The organism is Nicoliella sp. ESL1149 (assembly GCF_058107265.1).
This window is the reverse complement of the sequence record NZ_JBYLUE010000002.1, coordinates 377,444-393,952: the sequence shown is the minus strand read 5'-3', so window position 1 is coordinate 393,952 and position 16,509 is coordinate 377,444. Positions and strand designations below refer to the sequence as shown.

The following is a 16,509-nucleotide window of genomic DNA, read 5'->3' as shown; positions in this document are numbered from 1 at the left end:
TGTTGGAGGAAAAAAATGAGTGAAAAAAAAGGAACTAACTCTGTTAAAAGAGAGTTAAAGACCCGTCATGTTTCGATGATTGCCCTTGGGGGATGTATTGGAACCGGGTTGTTCGTTGCTAGTGGATCTACAATTAGTCAAGCTGGTCCAGGAGGAAGTTTAGTTGCTTATCTATTAATGGGAGCAATGGTGTACTTTTTAATGACCAGTTTAGGAGAAATGGCTACTAACATGCCAATTTCTGGCTCATTTGCGGCTTATTCTGCAAAATACGTTGATCCAGCATTAGGATTTGCCATGGGATGGAATTATTGGTTCAACTGGGCCATTACGGTTGCCGTTGATATCAGTACGGCTGCCCTTGTTATGGGATATTGGTTACCAGGTGTCCCTAGCTGGATTTGGAGTTTAATCGTTTTAATTTTGATTTTAGCGATTAACGCAATTTCAGTTGGTGCTTTCGGTGAAATCGAATTTTGGATGTCTTTGATCAAGATTGTAACGGTTATCATTTTCTTGGTAGTTGGGGTTTTAACGATTATCGGGATTATGGGTGGCGGTCACGCAATCGGGATGAGAAACTTCACTTATAAACAAGCTCCATTTGTTGGTGGAATTCCAGCGATTTTAGGAGTATTCGTTGTTGCCGGGTTCTCTTTCCAAGGAACTGAATTAGTTGGAATTACAGCTGGAGAATCTGATGATCCTCGTCACAGTGTTCCAAAGGCGATTCATTCTGTTTTCTGGAGAATTATTTTATTCTACATCTTTACAATTTTTATCATTGGAGCAATTATTCCATACACTAGTCATGACCTATTAGGTTCTAGTGCGTCTGATATTGCCATCAGTCCATTTACGTTAGTATTCAAACGGGCTGGACTTGCTGCGGCAGCAAGTATTATGAATGCCGTTATTTTAATTTCAGTAATTTCTTCTGCTAACTCCGGAATGTATGCTTCTACTCGGATGCTTTATTCAATGGCGGACGATAAATATGCTCCTAAGATTTTCAGTAAGGTTAACAAACGAGGAGTCCCAATGGCTGCTTTAGTAGTAACAACGTTTATTTCGTTAGCAACCTTTATTTCTAGTATTGCTGGTCCAAAGATTTATCTTTGGTTAGTGGCTGCATCTGGATTAACTGGATTTATTGCATGGTTGGGAATTGCAATTTCACACTTTAGATTTAGAAGAGCCTTTATTAAACAAGGACATAAGTTAAGTGAATTAAAATATCATGCAACATGGTTCCCGTTAGGACCAATCTTGTCATTGATCTTATGTATCTTAGTTATTGTTGGTCAAAACTTACAAGCTTTTGCTGATTTTGATTGGGAACAAATTGGGATTACTTATATCAGTGTGCCATTAGTATTGATTCTATACGTTGTTTATAAGATCAAGAATAAGACGCATTTGATTCCATTAGATAAAGTTGATGTAAGTCCAACTAATTTAAAGGATGAAAAACAAAAGAGCTAAAATGCTTGTTGTTTTAAGATTTTTGTAATACTATTAGAGTATAAATAAATCGAAATTAATGTGTATTTATAAGTAGATAATACAGAGAAGTAATGGTGCTGAGAATTACTAATCGAAAAGTCCGATACACAAAAATGGTAGTCAATCCTACACGGTCAGTGCCGTTATCACTTTTGAGGGTCTATTAATTTAGAAACTTGGGTGGTACCGCGGAAAAGAAAGCTTTCGTCCCTGTGACGGAGGCTTTCTTTTTATTTTGGGGAGGATATAAAAATGTTAGATTTAAAAATGATTCGAAATAAAGAAGACTGGGTAAAAGATAAACTTGCTACCCGAGGAATTAAACCAGAAGCAATCGATGAACTTTTAAAATACGATAAGCAACGTCGTGATTTAATCTTAGAAAGTGAACAGTTAAAAGCACAAAGAAATACTGTTTCTGATCAAATTGCAACTATGAAACGGAACAAGGAAGATGCTAGTTCTGCAATTGATGAAATGAAACAAGTTGGGAAACGGGTTAAAGAATTAGATGCCCAACTTGCTCAAGTTAAGGAAGACGAAAAGAATTTAGCAGCTCACTTACCAAACATTCCCGCTGATGGGGTGCCAATTAGTTTAACTGAAGATGGTTCTAAAGAATTACGTCGAGTTGGCGATATTCCAAAATTCAGTTTTACACCAAAGCATCATTGGGATATTGCTGAAAAATTAGGAATTTTGAACTTTGAAAGAAGTGCCAAAGTTGCTGGAAGTCGTTTTGTATACTACATTGGTGCTGGTTCATTATTAGAACGTGCGATTTATAACTTTTTCTTAGATCAAAATACTTCTGTAGGTTATAAGGAAATTATCCCACCATACATGGTTAATTCAGCATCAATGTACGGAACTGGTCAATTCCCTAAATTTTTGGAAAAGAAGGCTGGATTTGAAATTGCAGATAGTGATTTAACTATGATTCCAACTGCTGAAGTTCCATTGGTTAATTACTATCGGGATGAAGTTTTACCAGCTGATCAACTTCCAATTAAATTCACTGCATTAACTCCTGCTTTCCGTTCTGAAGCCGGAAGTGCTGGACGTGACACGCGTGGTTTAATTCGGATGCACCAATTCAACAAGGTTGAAATGGTGCAATTTACTAAACCTGATGAATCATGGCAAGCATTGGAAGAAATTACTAATGAAGCTGAAAGACTATTGAAGTTACTCAAGATTCCATACCATGTAATTACATTAACTACTAGTGACATGAGTTTCACTGCTGCAATGACTCATGATTTGGAAGTTTGGATGCCTGCCCAAAATTGTTACCGTGAAATTTCAAGTTGTTCAAATACGACTGATTTCCAAGCTCGTCGTGCCCACATTCAATATCGTGATGAAAAGGGTCGTTTACAATACGTAAATACTCTTAATGGTTCAGGGCTTGCTGTTGGTAGAACTGTTGCTGCTATTTTGGAAAACTTCCAAAATGAAGATGGAACTGTTAATGTTCCAGAAGTTCTTCAACCTTATATGCATGGAATGAAGAAAATTACTAAGGAAACACAATTTTAAAATTTTAAAAAATTGGAATTCAAAATGAATTCCAATTTTTTTATTTTTTGGGTGGACAATTAAAAATGTATCATGTATAATTAATTTCTGTTGTCAAGATATATCAACTTGATGACAAAGTAATAATAAAAAGTAGTTGACAGTTAATTAACGAAATGTTATTATTAAATAGTTGTCTTGCTTATCGGAGCAAGGCGTTAACACATGAAAGATGGATTATGGAGGATTAGCTCAGTTGGGAGAGCATCTGCCTTACAAGCAGGAGGTCACAGGTTCGAGCCCTGTATCCTCCATCTTTCGAGCCGTTAGCTCAGCCGGTAGAGCATCTGACTTTTAATCAGAGGGTCGGGAGTTCGAACCTCCCACGGCTCATTGCCAGAAAAATTTAATATTGCATGTATGCGGGCGTGGCGGAACTGGCAGACGCGCTAGATTTAGGTTCTAGTGTCTTAATTGACATGGGGGTTCGAGTCCCTTCGCCCGCACTTAAATCCCATGCCGACTTAGCTCAGTTGGTTAGAGCGCATCACTAGTAATGATGAGGTCGGGCGTTCGAATCGTCTAGTCGGCATAAATGCGGAAGTAGTTCAGTGGTAGAACGCCACCTTGCCATGGTGGAGGTCGCGGGTTCGAGTCCCGTCTTCCGCTTTTTAATCTACTGCCGGGGTGGCGGAATTGGCAGACGCACAGGACTTAAAATCCTGCGGTTAGTGATAACCGTACCGGTTCGATCCCGGTCCTCGGCATTTTTAATATTAATATAATGCACCCATAGCGCAACTGGATAGAGTGTCTGACTACGAATCAGAAGGTTGTAGGTTCGACTCCTACTGGGTGCATTTTTTATTTTCGGGAAGTGGCTCAGCTTGGTAGAGCACCTGGTTTGGGACCAGGGGGTCGCAGGTTCGAATCCTGTCTTCCCGATTCGAAAAACTGAATATAAAAAGAAACATCGGGAAATAGCTCAGCTTGGTAGAGCGCTGCGTTCGGGACGCAGAGGTCGCAAGTTCGAATCTTGTTTTCCCGATTTTTTATTTTATTTAAAATCAAAATACTTTTAATTTCGTAAATATATTCGTATAATGAAAGTCAATATTAGTCAAAGTTAGGTGGACATTATGCATGGTAAAAATATTTCTGATATGATTGAAAAATATCTAAAGCAAGTTCTATCTAACGATGCAGAAATAGAAATTCGCCGATCAGAAATCGCAAATCAGTTTCATGTTGTTCCATCGCAAATTAATTACGTTATAAAGACTCGCTTTACTATAGAAAATGGATATGTCGTAGAAAGTAAACGAGGTGGTGGAGGATACATTAAAATTGAAAAAGTTCGTTTGCTAGATAACTTAGAGATTTTGGACTCTTTAATTGAAATGATTGGTGATGAAATATCTCTGCGCAATGGGAATTCAGTTATTCATTCGTTATATCGAGATGGTTTAATTTCAAAGCGGGAAAGTGTATTATTGCTAACTACGATTAGTCATAATGCACTTAACTGTAAGGATTCTAAAAATGAAAAACGACTACGAGCAAGGATTCTTATCTCAATTCTAAATCGTTTGAGATATGATAGCTAAAGTTTAAAAGTAGGAGGCTCGTTATGGAAAATTTATTTACACCAAGCGCAAGAAATGTATTAGTAATTGCTCAAGAACAAGCACGCCAATTTAAACATCAAGCTGTTGGAACAGAACATTTATTGCTAGCTTTATCGATGGAGCCTAGCGGAATTGCTTATAAAACGATGGAGCAATTAGCAATCAATGAAGATGACCTAAGAGGAGAAATTGAACATTTGACTGGTTTTGGAAACTTAACCGGAATTGATGAAAATACCTACTTACCATACTCACCTAAAGCAAAGGATGTTTTATCAACTGCAGGCGCAATTGCCCGCCAGTACGGAGCAACTAAAGTAGGAACGGAACATCTTTTGTTAGCGTTGATTAGCAGTGATGAAATTTTATCAGCACGGGTATTGATCAACCTTGGATTTAATATTAACTCCGTTCGAAAGGTTACGCTTAGAAAAATGGGTGTTAGCGGTGTTTCTACTAAACAGGCAAAATTGAATGCTAATCGAAATTCTCAACCAAAGGGACCAACGCCTACATTGGATTCTTTAGCAACTGATTTAACGGAAGAAGCTCGTGAAAATCGCTTAGATCCAATTATTGGACGTAAAAAAGAAGTTAAACGAGTAATTCAAATCTTAAGTCGGAGAACTAAGAATAACCCAGTTCTAATTGGAGAACCTGGGGTTGGTAAAACTGCTGTAGCAGAGGGAATTGCCGAAAAAATTGTTGAAGGTGAAGTTCCTGCTGACATGATGAATAAACGATTAATGATGTTAGATATGGGATCATTAGTCGCAGGTACAAAGTATCGTGGAGAGTTTGAAAGTCGTCTAAAGAAAGTAATCGACGAAATGAAAGCTGCAAAGAACATTATTCTTTTCATTGACGAACTTCATACTTTAATTGGAGCTGGAGGAGCAGAAGGAGCAATCGATGCTTCTAATATTTTGAAACCCTCATTAGCTCGAGGAACGATTCAAGTGATGGGTTCAACAACGCTTGATGAATACCAAAAACACATTGAGTCTGATTCAGCATTAGAACGTCGTTTTGCAACGGTTCAAGTTGATGAGCCAACGAAAGAACAAGCCGTCAAAATTTTATCTGGATTGCGGCCTAAATATGAAGAATATCATCACGTTAATATTAGTGACGATGCAATCAAAGCAGCCGTGAGCCTATCAAGTCGTTATATTCAAGATCGTTTCTTACCAGATAAAGCCATTGATTTGGTTGATGAAGCTGCAGCAAAGGTTAGAATTGATAACCAATCCAGTCATTTATCTAAAGAAGAAAATGAAGTTCGGAAATTAGATCAAGCAAAAGAAAAGGCGATTGAAGAACAAGATTTCGAAAAAGCAGCTAAGCTAAGAAAAGAAGCTCAAATTGCTCAAGATAAACTAGATAAATTAGATGCGGAACAACAAAAGAAAAATGATCATGAATATAAACTAAAGGTAACTCCTGAAGATATTGCTCAAATCGTTTCTGAATGGACTAAGATTCCTGTTACTCAAATGACAAAACAAGATGCTGATAAATTAGTTCATCTTGAAGATATCTTGCATAAGAGAGTGATTGGTCAAGATGAGGCGGTTTCAGCAGTTGCTAGAGCGGTTCGACGGGCTAGAAGTGGATTAAAGGATCCTAAACGGCCAATTGGATCATTTATTTTTCTTGGACCTACTGGAGTTGGAAAAACTCAATTAGCCAAGTCACTTGCTTCTGCAATGTTTGGATCCGAAAAAGATTTAATCAGAGTGGACATGAGTGAGTATATGGAAAAATACTCCATTAGTCGTTTGATTGGTTCTGCACCTGGATATGTTGGTTATGACGAAGGGGGTCAATTGACCGAAAAAGTTCGTCAACATCCATATTCAGTTGTTTTATTAGATGAAGTTGAAAAAGCTCATCCAGACGTTTTTAATTTATTACTTCAAGTTTTGGATGATGGGTATTTAACCGATTCCAAAGGGCGTCGAGTGGACTTTAGGAATACAATTATCATCATGACTTCTAATTTAGGAGCCGCAACTTTACGTGATAAAAAGACGGTTGGTTTTGGTGCCGAAAAAGCTAATGCTGATAGCTATAAAGAGATGGCTGCTACAATTCGCCATCAATTGAAAGAATACTTTAAACCAGAATTCCTAAATCGAATTGATGAAGTTGTTATTTTCCATCAACTTAATAAGAAACAATTACATCAAATTGTAAAATTAATGTTGCATACTTTGATTGATAGAATTGAAAAGCAAAATGTTAAGATTAAGGTTACGCCATCTGCAATTGATATTGTTGCAAAGGATGGGTTTGATCCTGAATATGGTGCTCGCCCAATTCAACGAGCAATTCAAAATCAATTAGAAGATCCGATTAGTGAATTATTATTATCTGGAAAGGTAGCTAGTGGTGATCAAATTACAATTGGTTCTCATTCAGGTAAGTTAACTTTTAAAGTAAATGACAAAAGCGCAAAAGTTTTGAATAGCTAAGTTAATGTTGACTTTTTATATTAATTTGGGTATGATAATAGTTGTATGTTTGCGAATTGAAATGAATTACTGCGATATATTGTCCGTATGTAGTTCTCATAAGACCCAAAAGTAGGATGAGAAATCTTATTTTGGGCTTTTTTTTGCTCAAAATACGGTCAAAATATCAAAAAATATGTTTTGTAACATAAATGTAATATTTCAATTAGCGTAAAATTTAGAGAGGTGAATGATTTGGCAGGACATTTAGTTAAATATGGAAAACACCGTATCCGTAGAAGTTATTCTCGAATCAAGGAAGTTCTTGATTTACCTAACTTGATTGAGATTCAAACTAATTCTTATCAATGGTTCTTAGATAAAGGCCTAAAGGAAATGTTTAATGACATTATGCCAATCCAAGATTTCCAAGGTAAGTTATCTTTGGAATACGTTGATTATAAGTTATTAGATCCTAAGTATACGGTAGAAGAAGCAAGAGCACATGAAGCTAACTACTCAGCTCCTCTTCACATTACTTTGAAGTTGACTAACCATGAAACTGGTGAAATCAAAACCCAAGATGTTTTCTTTGGTGATTTCCCACTTATGACTGAACAAGGAACCTTCATTATTAATGGTGCGGAACGTGTTATTGTTTCTCAATTAGTTCGTTCTCCAGGTGTCTTTTTCCATAAAGAAGAAAGCAAGAGTGGTCGAATTTCATACGGAACTACTGTTATTCCTAACCGTGGTGCTTGGATGGAATTTGAAACTGATGCTAAGAACCTATCTTATGTTCGTATTGATAGAACGCGTAAATTACCTATTACTGAATTAGTTCGGGCTTTAGGTTTCGGTTCTGATAGCGAAATTACTGATATCTTAGGTAGTAATGATAGTTTAGCATTAACTCTTGAAAAAGATGTTCACAAGAATAGTGATGATTCCCGTGTTGAAGAATCATTAAAGGACATCTATGAACGTCTACGTCCAGGTGAACCTAAGACTGCTGAATCAGCTAGAAACTTGTTAACTACTCGTTTCTTTGATCCTAAACGTTATGACATGGCTCCAGTTGGTCGTTTCAAGACAAATAACAAGTTAAGCTTAAAGAACCGTTTAGTTGGCTTAACATTAGCTGAAACATTAGCTGATCCTGATACTGGTGAAATTATTGCTAAGAAGGATTCTTTGATTGATCGGAAGTTGATGCAAAAATTAGCTTCTTATCTTGATCGGAATGATTTTAAAGCTTACACTTTCCAACCATCTGAAGAATCAGTTGTTACAACTCCAATGACTGTTCAAATTATTAAGGTTTATTCCAAGAATAATCCTGATCATGTTGTTCCTGTTATTGGTAACGACAATATTCCTCTTGATTTTAAGCACATTACGACAGCCGATATCATTTCTGCTATTAACTATTTCTTCAACATGCAAGAAGGAATTGGGGAAGCTGATGATATTGATCATTTGGGTAATCGTCGGATTCGTTCGGTTGGTGAATTATTACAAAATCAATTTAGAATTGGGTTAGCACGAATGGAACGTGTTGTTCGTGAAAGAATGTCAATTCAAGACATTTCAACTGTAACTCCACAACAATTAATTAACATTCGTCCAGTTGTTGCCTCAATCAAGGAATTCTTTGGTTCTTCACAACTTTCTCAATTCATGGATCAAACCAATCCATTAGGTGAATTAACTCATAAACGTCGTCTTTCTGCTTTAGGACCTGGTGGTTTGACTCGTGATCGTGCTGGATATGAAGTGCGGGACGTTCACTATACTCATTATGGTCGAATTTGTCCGATTGAAACACCAGAAGGTCCTAATATTGGATTGATCAATAGTTTATCCACTTATTCCAAGATTAATCAATATGGTTTTGTTGAAACTCCATATCGTCGTGTTTCTTGGAAGAACCATAAAGTTACTAACAAGATTGATTATTTAAGTGCGGATGAAGAAGATAAGTATGTTGTTGCTCAAGCGAACTCACCATTAAATGATGATGGTTCATTTGAAAACCCAACTGTTTTGGCTCGTCACCGTTCTGATAACATTGTTGCTAAGATTGAAGACGTTGACTACATGGACGTTTCACCTAAGCAAGTTGTTTCCGTTGCCAGTGCATGTATTCCTTTCTTGGAAAATGATGACTCCAACCGAGCTTTGATGGGGGCTAATATGCAACGTCAAGCTGTTCCATTGGTTAACCCACATGCTCCATTAGTTGCAACTGGGATTGAATACCGTGCTGCTCATGACTCCGGAGTTGCTTTGATCTGTAAGCATGAAGGAACTGTTGAATACGTTGATTCACGTGAAGTACGTGTTCGTCGTGATGATGGGGCCTTAGATACTTACAAGTTAATGAAATTTCAACGTTCTAATGGTGGTAAGAACTACAACCAACATCCTATCGTTAAGATTGGCGACCATGTAGATGGCAATGAAATCTTAGCTGATGGTCCATCAATGGAAAATGGTGAATTAGCATTAGGTCAAAACCCATTAGTTGCCTTCATGACTTGGCAAGGTTATAACTTTGAAGATGCCATCGCCATTAACGAACGGCTAGTTAAGGAAGATGTATATACTTCAATTCATATTGAAGAATACGAATCCGAATCCCGTGATACTAAGTTAGGACCTGAAGAAATTACTCGTGAAATTCCTAATGTTGGTGACGATGCACTTAAAAACTTGGACGAAAGCGGAATTGTTCGTGTTGGTGCTGAAGTTCATGATGGTGATATTTTAGTTGGTAAGGTTACCCCTAAGGGTGTGACTGAATTATCAGCCGAAGAAAGATTACTTCATGCTATTTTTGGTGAAAAAGCACGTGAAGTTCGTGATACTTCCTTAAAGGTACCTCATGGTGCTGGTGGAATAGTTCAAGACATCAAGATTTTCACCCGTGAAAACGGTGATGAATTAGCTCCTGGTGTTAATGAAATGGTTCGTGTTTACATTGCTCAAAAACGTAAGATTCAAGTTGGAGATAAGATGTCAGGTCGTCATGGTAACAAGGGTACTGTTTCTATTGTTATTCCTGAAGAAGACATGCCATACTTACCTGATGGTACCCCAGTTGATATTATGTTAAGTCCAATGGGTGTGCCTTCCCGGATGAACATTGGTCAATTATTGGAATTGCATTTGGGAATGGCAGCTAGAAAACTTGGAATTCATGTTTCAACTCCTGTTTTCGATGGTGCTCGTGATGAAGATATTGACGATGCATTACAAGAAGCTAGTGTTGCACCTGATACTAAGACAATCTTATATGATGGACGGACTGGTGAACCATTTGACAAGCGAGTTGCCGTTGGAGTTATGCATTATCTTAAGTTGGCCCACATGGTTGATGATAAGATTCATGCTCGTGCTATTGGACCATACTCGTTAGTTACTCAACAACCACTTGGTGGTAAAGCACAATTTGGGGGCCAACGTTTTGGTGAAATGGAAGTTTGGGCTCTTGAAGCTTATGGGGCTGCCTATGCCTTACAAGAAATTTTGACTTATAAGTCTGATGATGTTGTAGGACGTGTTAAGACCTATGAAGCAATTGTTAAGGGTGAACCAATTCCTAAACCAGGTGTTCCTGAATCATTCCGTGTTCTTATTAAAGAACTTCAAGCATTAGGTCTTGATATGCAAGTTCTTGATAAAGATCACAAACCAGTTGAACTTCGTGATATGGAAAGTGAAGATGAAGATGTTGTTAACGTTGATGCATTGACGAAGTTAGCTAAAGATCAAGAACAAAAAGCTCAAGAAAAAACAAATGAGAAAAAAGAATCTTCAGATGACAAAGAAGAACATGAAACGAACACTAAGAAATAATTAAGGAGGCCGATCAATTGGTTGATGTTAATAAGTTTGAAAGTATGCAAATTGGCCTAGCATCTTCTGACAAGATTCGAAGTTGGTCTTATGGTGAAGTTTTAAAACCAGAAACCATTAACTACAGAACCTTAAAGCCAGAAAAAGAAGGACTTTTTGACGAACGGATTTTCGGACCTAGTAAAGACTGGGAATGTGCCTGTGGGAAATACAAACGAATTCGTTACCGTGGGGTAATCTGTGATCGTTGTGGAGTTGAAGTTACGCGTTCTAAAGTTCGTCGTGAACGAATGGGACACATCGAATTAGCTGCTCCTGTTACTCATATTTGGTACTTCAAGGGTATTCCTAGCCGAATGGGACTTGTTTTGGATATGAGTCCACGTGCGCTTGAAGAAATTATTTACTTTGCATCATATGTTGTTACTGATCGTGGAGAAACTCCACTTGAAAATAAGCAACTCTTATCTGAACGGGAATATCGTGAAGATCAAGAAAAATATGGTGACAAATTTAAGGCTGGAATTGGTGCTGAAGCTATCCGGACTTTGCTCGAAAATGTTGATGTTGAAAAGGAAACTCAAGAATTAAAAGCTGAATTAAAGAAAGCAACCGGTCAAAAACGGACCCGTGCCGTTCGTCGTTTGGATATTCTTGAATCTTTCCTTCAATCCGATAATAAATTATCATGGATGGTAATGGAAGCTGTTCCAGTTATTCCACCTGATCTTCGTCCAATGGTTCAACTTGAAGGTGGCCGTTTTGCTACTTCTGATTTGAATGATTTATACCGTCGGGTTATTAACCGTAATAATCGTTTGAAACGTCTTCTTGAATTAAATGCTCCTGGAATCATTGTTCAAAATGAAAAACGGATGCTTCAAGAAGCTGTTGATGCATTGATTGATAATGGTCGTCGTGGTCGTCCTGTTGCTGGTCCTGGTAACCGTCCACTGAAGTCCTTATCGCATATGCTTAAGGGTAAGCAAGGTCGCTTCAGACAAAACTTACTTGGAAAACGTGTTGATTATTCTGGTCGTTCAGTTATTGATGTTGGTCCATTCTTACACTTTAATCAAATGGGATTACCTATTCCAATGGCAATGGAATTATTCAAGCCATTCATTATGCGTGAATTGGTTAAACGTGGAATTGCTTCTAACATTAAGAATGCTAAACGTCAAATTGAACGTAAAGAAGATGCTGTTTATGATGTCTTAGAAGATGTTATTAAGGAACATCCAGTTTTATTGAACCGTGCTCCTACTCTTCACCGTTTGGGAATTCAAGCTTTTGAACCAATTTTGGTAAGTGGTAAATCCATGCGTCTTCATCCATTAGCCTGTGAAGCTTATAATGCCGATTTTGATGGGGATCAAATGGCTATTCATTTACCTCTATCTGATGAAGCTCAAGCTGAAGCACGAATTTTAATGCTTGCTGCTAGTCATATTCTTGCACCTCGTGACGGAAGCCCAATTGTTACGCCATCTCAAGATATGGTTATTGGTAATTATTATCTTACCCTAGAAGAAAATAATACTGATGGTGAAGGAGCAATCTTTAACGATTACAATGAAGCTGTGTTAGCTTATCAAAATGGTCAAGTTAACTGGCATAGTCGTGTCGGAATTAGAGTTTCTTCAATGCCTGAAAAGCCATTTACTGATGATCAAAGAGATAAAATCTTAGTTACTAGTGTAGGTAAAATTTTCTTCAATCACATTTTACCTAAAGGATTTGTTTACTTAAATGAATCCACTGATACTAATTTGAACGGTTTTGTTCCTGATAAGTACTTCTTAAAACCTGGTGAAAACATTCATGACTATTTGAAGAATGCACCATTGATTCCACCATTTAAGAAGGGTGATCTTAGTGACGTTATTGCTCAAGTTTATAAGCAATATAAGGTTACGGTAACTTCTAAGTTATTGGATCGAATTAAGGATATTGGTTATGATAAATCAACTAAATCAGGATTAACTGTTGGAATTACCGACGTTACTGATTTAAAGCAAAAACCTAAGATTATTAAAGAAGCTCACGACAAAGTTGATGCAATTACTAAAAACTTCCGTCATGGTTTAATTACCAACCAAGAACGTTACGAAAGAGTTGTTCAAGTGTGGAGTGATGCTAAAGATGTAATTCAAGATGATTTATCTCATAACTTTGATGCTCAAAATCCAATCTTTATGATGATGAATTCTGGAGCTCGTGGTAATATTTCTAACTTTACTCAATTAGCTGGTATGCGTGGGTTAATGGCTGCTCCTAATGGTGAAATTATGGAATTACCAATTACTTCGAACTTCCGTGAAGGATTATCAGTCTTGGAAATGTTCATTTCTACCCATGGTGCTCGTAAAGGTATGACTGATACTGCGTTGAAGACTGCTAACTCTGGTTATTTAACCCGTCGTTTGGTTGATGTGGCTCAAGATGTCATTGTCCGTGAAGATGATTGTGGTACCGATCGTGGTTTAATTGTGCATGCGCTATACAATGGTGATCAAATTGTTGAACCATTGCATGATCGAATTGTTGGTCGAAATGCAATGAAGACTGTTCGTGATCCTCGGACGAATGAAGTAATTGTTGCTAAGAATCATATGATCAATGATGATATCGCTGATAAGATTAAAAATGCTGGAATTAAAGAAGTTGAAATTCGTTCGGCATTTACTTGTAACAGTGTTCACGGAGTTTGTGCTAAATGTTATGGTCGTAACCTTTCAACCGGTGATCCAGTTGAAGTTGGTGAAGCTGTTGGTACAGTTGCTGCTCAATCAATTGGTGAACCCGGTACTCAATTAACCATGCGTAACTTCCATACCGGTGGTGTTGCCGGGAATTCAGATATTACCCAAGGACTTCCTCGTATTCAAGAAATTTTTGAAGCACGGAACCCTAAAGGTAAAGCTGAAATCACAGAAGTTACTGGTGAGGTTACCTTAATTGAAGAAAATCCTGCTGATCGAACACGTGAAATCACAATTAAGGGTGATACTGATACTAGAAAGTACAGTGTTCCTATTAATGCTAAGTTAACCGTTAAAGAGGGCGAAACTGTTCGTCGTGGTGATCAATTGAATGAAGGTTCTGTTGATCCTAAGGAATTGATTAAAGTTCGTGATACAATTTCTACTGAAATGTATCTATTAGGTGAAGTTCAAAAAGTTTACCGTATGCAAGGGGTGGACTTGTCTGATAAGCATGCGGAAATCATGGTTCGTCAAATGCTACAAAAAGTTAGAATCATGGATCCGGGTGATACTGACTTGCTACCTGGTAAGTTAATGGATATTCATGACTTTATGACAAGTAATGCTAATACAGTTATTGCCGGTAAAATTCCTGCAACTGCACGTCCAGTTCTACTTGGAATTACTAAAGCAGCTCTTGAAACTAATAGTTTCTTATCTGCTGCCTCATTCCAAGAAACTACCCGTGTATTAACTGATGCTGCAATTCGTGGTAAGAATGATCCATTAGTTGGTCTTAAAGAAAATGTTATTATTGGTAAGTTAATTCCTGCTGGTACTGGTATGAATACTTACAATGATTTTGAAACCAAAGAAGAAGGTAAATCTAATACCGATGGTGTTTATTCAATTAGTGAATTAGAACAAAAAATGAAAGAAGAAGACACTAAAAATTAGTTAATGTAATACCCACCATTATTTATAATGGTGGGTATTTTTATACATAAATAAAAATGAACGCAATGCTAATGAATGGAATAAATGGAATTGTTTTTTGAGTTTTATATTTAATAGTAATAAGATAGTAAGCTAAACCTAATAAACTGCCTAGTAATATTACATTGATAATTATATTTATATTTGTAAGGAAAAGAATAATGAATAGTAAGTCAATATCACCATTGCCAATAATTTTTAATTTATAATTAATGAATAGAGTAATAAGATAGATAAAAAGAATGATTACACATTCTAAGATATTTAACCGATAATTTATAATTTTTTCGATAATTGTCAGTACTAGAAGAAAAAATAATCCCCAAGTCGGGATAAACAAAGTTTGATAATCACAAACTGACAATAAAAAAAGTAACCAAATGAAAAACATAATTAGAATGGTGTTAACTCGAAAATAAATAATAAGTGATAAGATAAATGAGCTTATTTCAATTATTAATAAAGAAATTGGAATTTTATTATGACAATAGCGACACCTTCCTTTTAATATTAAATAACTAAAAATTGGAATTAAATCATAAAATTTTAATGGGTGTTGGCAAGCTGAACATTTAGAGTTGGGATAAACAATTGATTCACTATTTTGGATTCTATCAGCAACAAGGGCAGTGAAAGATCCCCACACTAAACTAAAAAGACAATTAAAAACAAACATATATTAAAACCTCCCAATATTAAATACGTTAAATCTGTTGTTGACAGTTAATTTCCATAGTGATATCATTATTAATTGTTTGATACAGTTCAGATAGTAAAAAGGGTTCTCTTACTAAAAAAGAAACACCTGGTTGTGTGGACTTAAAATTGATAATTATATGAAAGGAGGAATTTTTAGATGCCTACTATTAACCAATTAGTTCGTAAAGGTCGTAAATCTAGAAGTTCTAAATCAAAGTCACCTGCTTTAAATTTCGGATACAATAGTTATAAGAAACACAATACTCGTTATCCATCACCTCAAAAACGTGGAGTTGCTACCCGTGTTGGTACCATGACTCCTAAGAAACCTAACTCAGCATTACGTAAGTATGCCCGTGTTAGATTGTCTAACTTAATTGAAGTTACTGCTTATATCCCAGGTATTGGTCATAACCTTCAAGAACATAGTGTTGTTTTAATTCGTGGTGGTCGTGTTAAGGATTTACCAGGGGTTCGTTACCACATCGTTCGTGGTACTCTTGATACTGCTGGTGTTACTGACCGTCGTCAAAGCCGTTCTAAGTACGGTACTAAGAAACCAAAAGAATAATATCTTAATATACGAATAAAAGGAGGATAATTCTATGCCAAGAAAGGGACATGTACAGGTACGAGAAGTTTTACCTGACCCAATTTACAATTCTAAATTAGTTACCCGTTTAATCAATCATTTAATGATTGGTGGTAAGCGTGGTACTGCTACTAATATTCTTTACGGAGCATTCAAGATGATCAAAGACGAAACTGGTAACGAACCAGTTGACGTATTTGAAGAAGCAATGAAGAACGTTATGCCAGTTCTTGAAGTTAAGGCTCGTCGTATTGGTGGTGCTAACTACCAAGTTCCAATCGAAGTTCGTCCTGGTCGTCGTACCACTTTAGGTCTTCGTTGGATCACTGCTTACTCACGTTTACGTGGTGAACACACTATGACTGAACGTTTAGCTCGTGAAATCATCGATGCTTCTAACAATACGGGTGCTTCCGTTAAGAAACGTGAAGATACTCACCGTATGGCTGAAGCTAACCGTGCTTTCGCTCACTATCGTTGGTAATCTGAGATTACCGAAAATAATATTTGGTAATCGATACTTATGTGGCTAATTAAAAATT

9 protein-coding genes and 9 tRNA genes are annotated in these 16,509 nt (G+C 36.8%); 17 read left to right on the top strand and 1 reads right to left on the bottom strand.

Annotation, left to right across the window (positions count from 1 at the left end):
• Window positions 1–15: 15 nt before the first annotated feature.
• The 15 genes from AC3B6G_RS02120 (at window position 16) to rpoC (ending at window position 14,637) form a co-directional block, all read left to right on the top strand.
• Window positions 16–1,485 carry an amino acid permease gene (locus AC3B6G_RS02120; RefSeq protein ID WP_489848784.1) on the top strand — a complete coding sequence of 490 codons (1,470 nt, stop codon included), beginning with the start codon at window positions 16–18 and terminating at the stop codon, window positions 1,483–1,485.
• A gap of 273 nt (window positions 1,486–1,758) precedes the next feature.
• The gene (serS, locus tag AC3B6G_RS02115) at window positions 1,759–3,048 is read left to right on the top strand and encodes a serine--tRNA ligase (RefSeq protein WP_489848783.1); all 1,290 of its coding nucleotides are present in this window, start codon (window positions 1,759–1,761) and stop codon (window positions 3,046–3,048) included.
• 220 nt (window positions 3,049–3,268) lie between these two features.
• Window positions 3,269–3,341: transfer RNA gene (locus tag AC3B6G_RS02110), tRNA-Val, on the top strand.
• Window positions 3,342–3,347: 6 nt separating this feature from the next.
• Window positions 3,348–3,420, top strand: a tRNA-Lys gene (locus AC3B6G_RS02105).
• Between the two features lie 29 nt (window positions 3,421–3,449).
• Window positions 3,450–3,533, top strand: a tRNA-Leu gene (locus AC3B6G_RS02100).
• Window positions 3,534–3,545: 12 nt separating this feature from the next.
• Window positions 3,546–3,619: transfer RNA gene (locus AC3B6G_RS02095), tRNA-Thr, on the top strand.
• 5 nt (window positions 3,620–3,624) lie between these two features.
• A tRNA-Gly gene (locus AC3B6G_RS02090) sits at window positions 3,625–3,696 on the top strand.
• 12 nt (window positions 3,697–3,708) lie between these two features.
• Window positions 3,709–3,794 (top strand) — tRNA-Leu (locus AC3B6G_RS02085).
• Between the two features lie 19 nt (window positions 3,795–3,813).
• A tRNA-Arg gene (locus AC3B6G_RS02080) sits at window positions 3,814–3,887 on the top strand.
• Window positions 3,888–3,898: 11 nt separating this feature from the next.
• Window positions 3,899–3,972: transfer RNA gene (locus AC3B6G_RS02075), tRNA-Pro, on the top strand.
• A 29-nt stretch (window positions 3,973–4,001) separates the two neighbouring features.
• A tRNA-Pro gene (locus tag AC3B6G_RS02070) sits at window positions 4,002–4,075 on the top strand.
• Window positions 4,076–4,166: 91 nt separating this feature from the next.
• Window positions 4,167–4,634: a CtsR family transcriptional regulator gene (locus AC3B6G_RS02065; RefSeq protein WP_489848782.1), complete on the top strand. Its 468-nt coding sequence runs from the start codon at window positions 4,167–4,169 to the stop codon at window positions 4,632–4,634.
• A 23-nt stretch (window positions 4,635–4,657) separates the two neighbouring features.
• The gene (locus AC3B6G_RS02060; protein ID WP_489848781.1) at window positions 4,658–7,132 is read left to right on the top strand and encodes an ATP-dependent Clp protease ATP-binding subunit; all 2,475 of its coding nucleotides are present in this window, start codon (window positions 4,658–4,660) and stop codon (window positions 7,130–7,132) included.
• A 234-nt stretch (window positions 7,133–7,366) separates the two neighbouring features.
• Window positions 7,367–10,972 carry a DNA-directed RNA polymerase subunit beta gene (gene rpoB / locus AC3B6G_RS02055; RefSeq protein ID WP_489848780.1) on the top strand — a complete coding sequence of 1,202 codons (3,606 nt, stop codon included), beginning with the start codon at window positions 7,367–7,369 and terminating at the stop codon, window positions 10,970–10,972.
• Window positions 10,973–10,989: 17 nt separating this feature from the next.
• The gene (gene rpoC, locus AC3B6G_RS02050) at window positions 10,990–14,637 is read left to right on the top strand and encodes a DNA-directed RNA polymerase subunit beta' (protein WP_489848779.1); all 3,648 of its coding nucleotides are present in this window, start codon (window positions 10,990–10,992) and stop codon (window positions 14,635–14,637) included.
• Between the two features lie 40 nt (window positions 14,638–14,677).
• Here the strand turns inward: rpoC and AC3B6G_RS02045 are convergent, their stop codons facing one another.
• Window positions 14,678–15,352: a prepilin peptidase gene (locus tag AC3B6G_RS02045; RefSeq protein WP_489848778.1), complete on the bottom strand. Its 675-nt coding sequence runs from the start codon at window positions 15,350–15,352 to the stop codon at window positions 14,678–14,680.
• 180 nt (window positions 15,353–15,532) lie between these two features.
• On the opposite strand from AC3B6G_RS02045, the gene rpsL reads away from it, so the two are divergent.
• Window positions 15,533–15,946, top strand: coding sequence for a 30S ribosomal protein S12 (gene rpsL, locus AC3B6G_RS02040; protein ID WP_489848777.1), 414 nt, complete (start codon window positions 15,533–15,535; stop codon window positions 15,944–15,946).
• A 34-nt stretch (window positions 15,947–15,980) separates the two neighbouring features.
• The gene (gene rpsG / locus AC3B6G_RS02035) at window positions 15,981–16,451 is read left to right on the top strand and encodes a 30S ribosomal protein S7 (protein ID WP_489848776.1); all 471 of its coding nucleotides are present in this window, start codon (window positions 15,981–15,983) and stop codon (window positions 16,449–16,451) included.
• The last annotated feature ends 58 nt before the right edge of the window (window positions 16,452–16,509 follow it).

Excerpts from the sequence above, each read along its gene's own strand:
- AC3B6G_RS02120 (WP_489848784.1), top strand. The coding sequence starts at position 16 with ATGAGTGAAAAAAAAGGAACTAACTCTGTTAAAAGAGAGTTAAAGACC.
- serS (WP_489848783.1), top strand. The coding sequence starts at position 1,759 with ATGTTAGATTTAAAAATGATTCGAAATAAAGAAGACTGGGTAAAAGAT.
- AC3B6G_RS02065 (WP_489848782.1), top strand. The coding sequence starts at position 4,167 with ATGCATGGTAAAAATATTTCTGATATGATTGAAAAATATCTAAAGCAA.
- AC3B6G_RS02060 (WP_489848781.1), top strand. The coding sequence starts at position 4,658 with ATGGAAAATTTATTTACACCAAGCGCAAGAAATGTATTAGTAATTGCT.
- AC3B6G_RS02045 (WP_489848778.1), bottom strand. The coding sequence starts at position 15,352 with ATGTTTGTTTTTAATTGTCTTTTTAGTTTAGTGTGGGGATCTTTCACT.
- rpsL (WP_489848777.1), top strand. The coding sequence starts at position 15,533 with ATGCCTACTATTAACCAATTAGTTCGTAAAGGTCGTAAATCTAGAAGT.
- rpsG (WP_489848776.1), top strand. The coding sequence starts at position 15,981 with ATGCCAAGAAAGGGACATGTACAGGTACGAGAAGTTTTACCTGACCCA.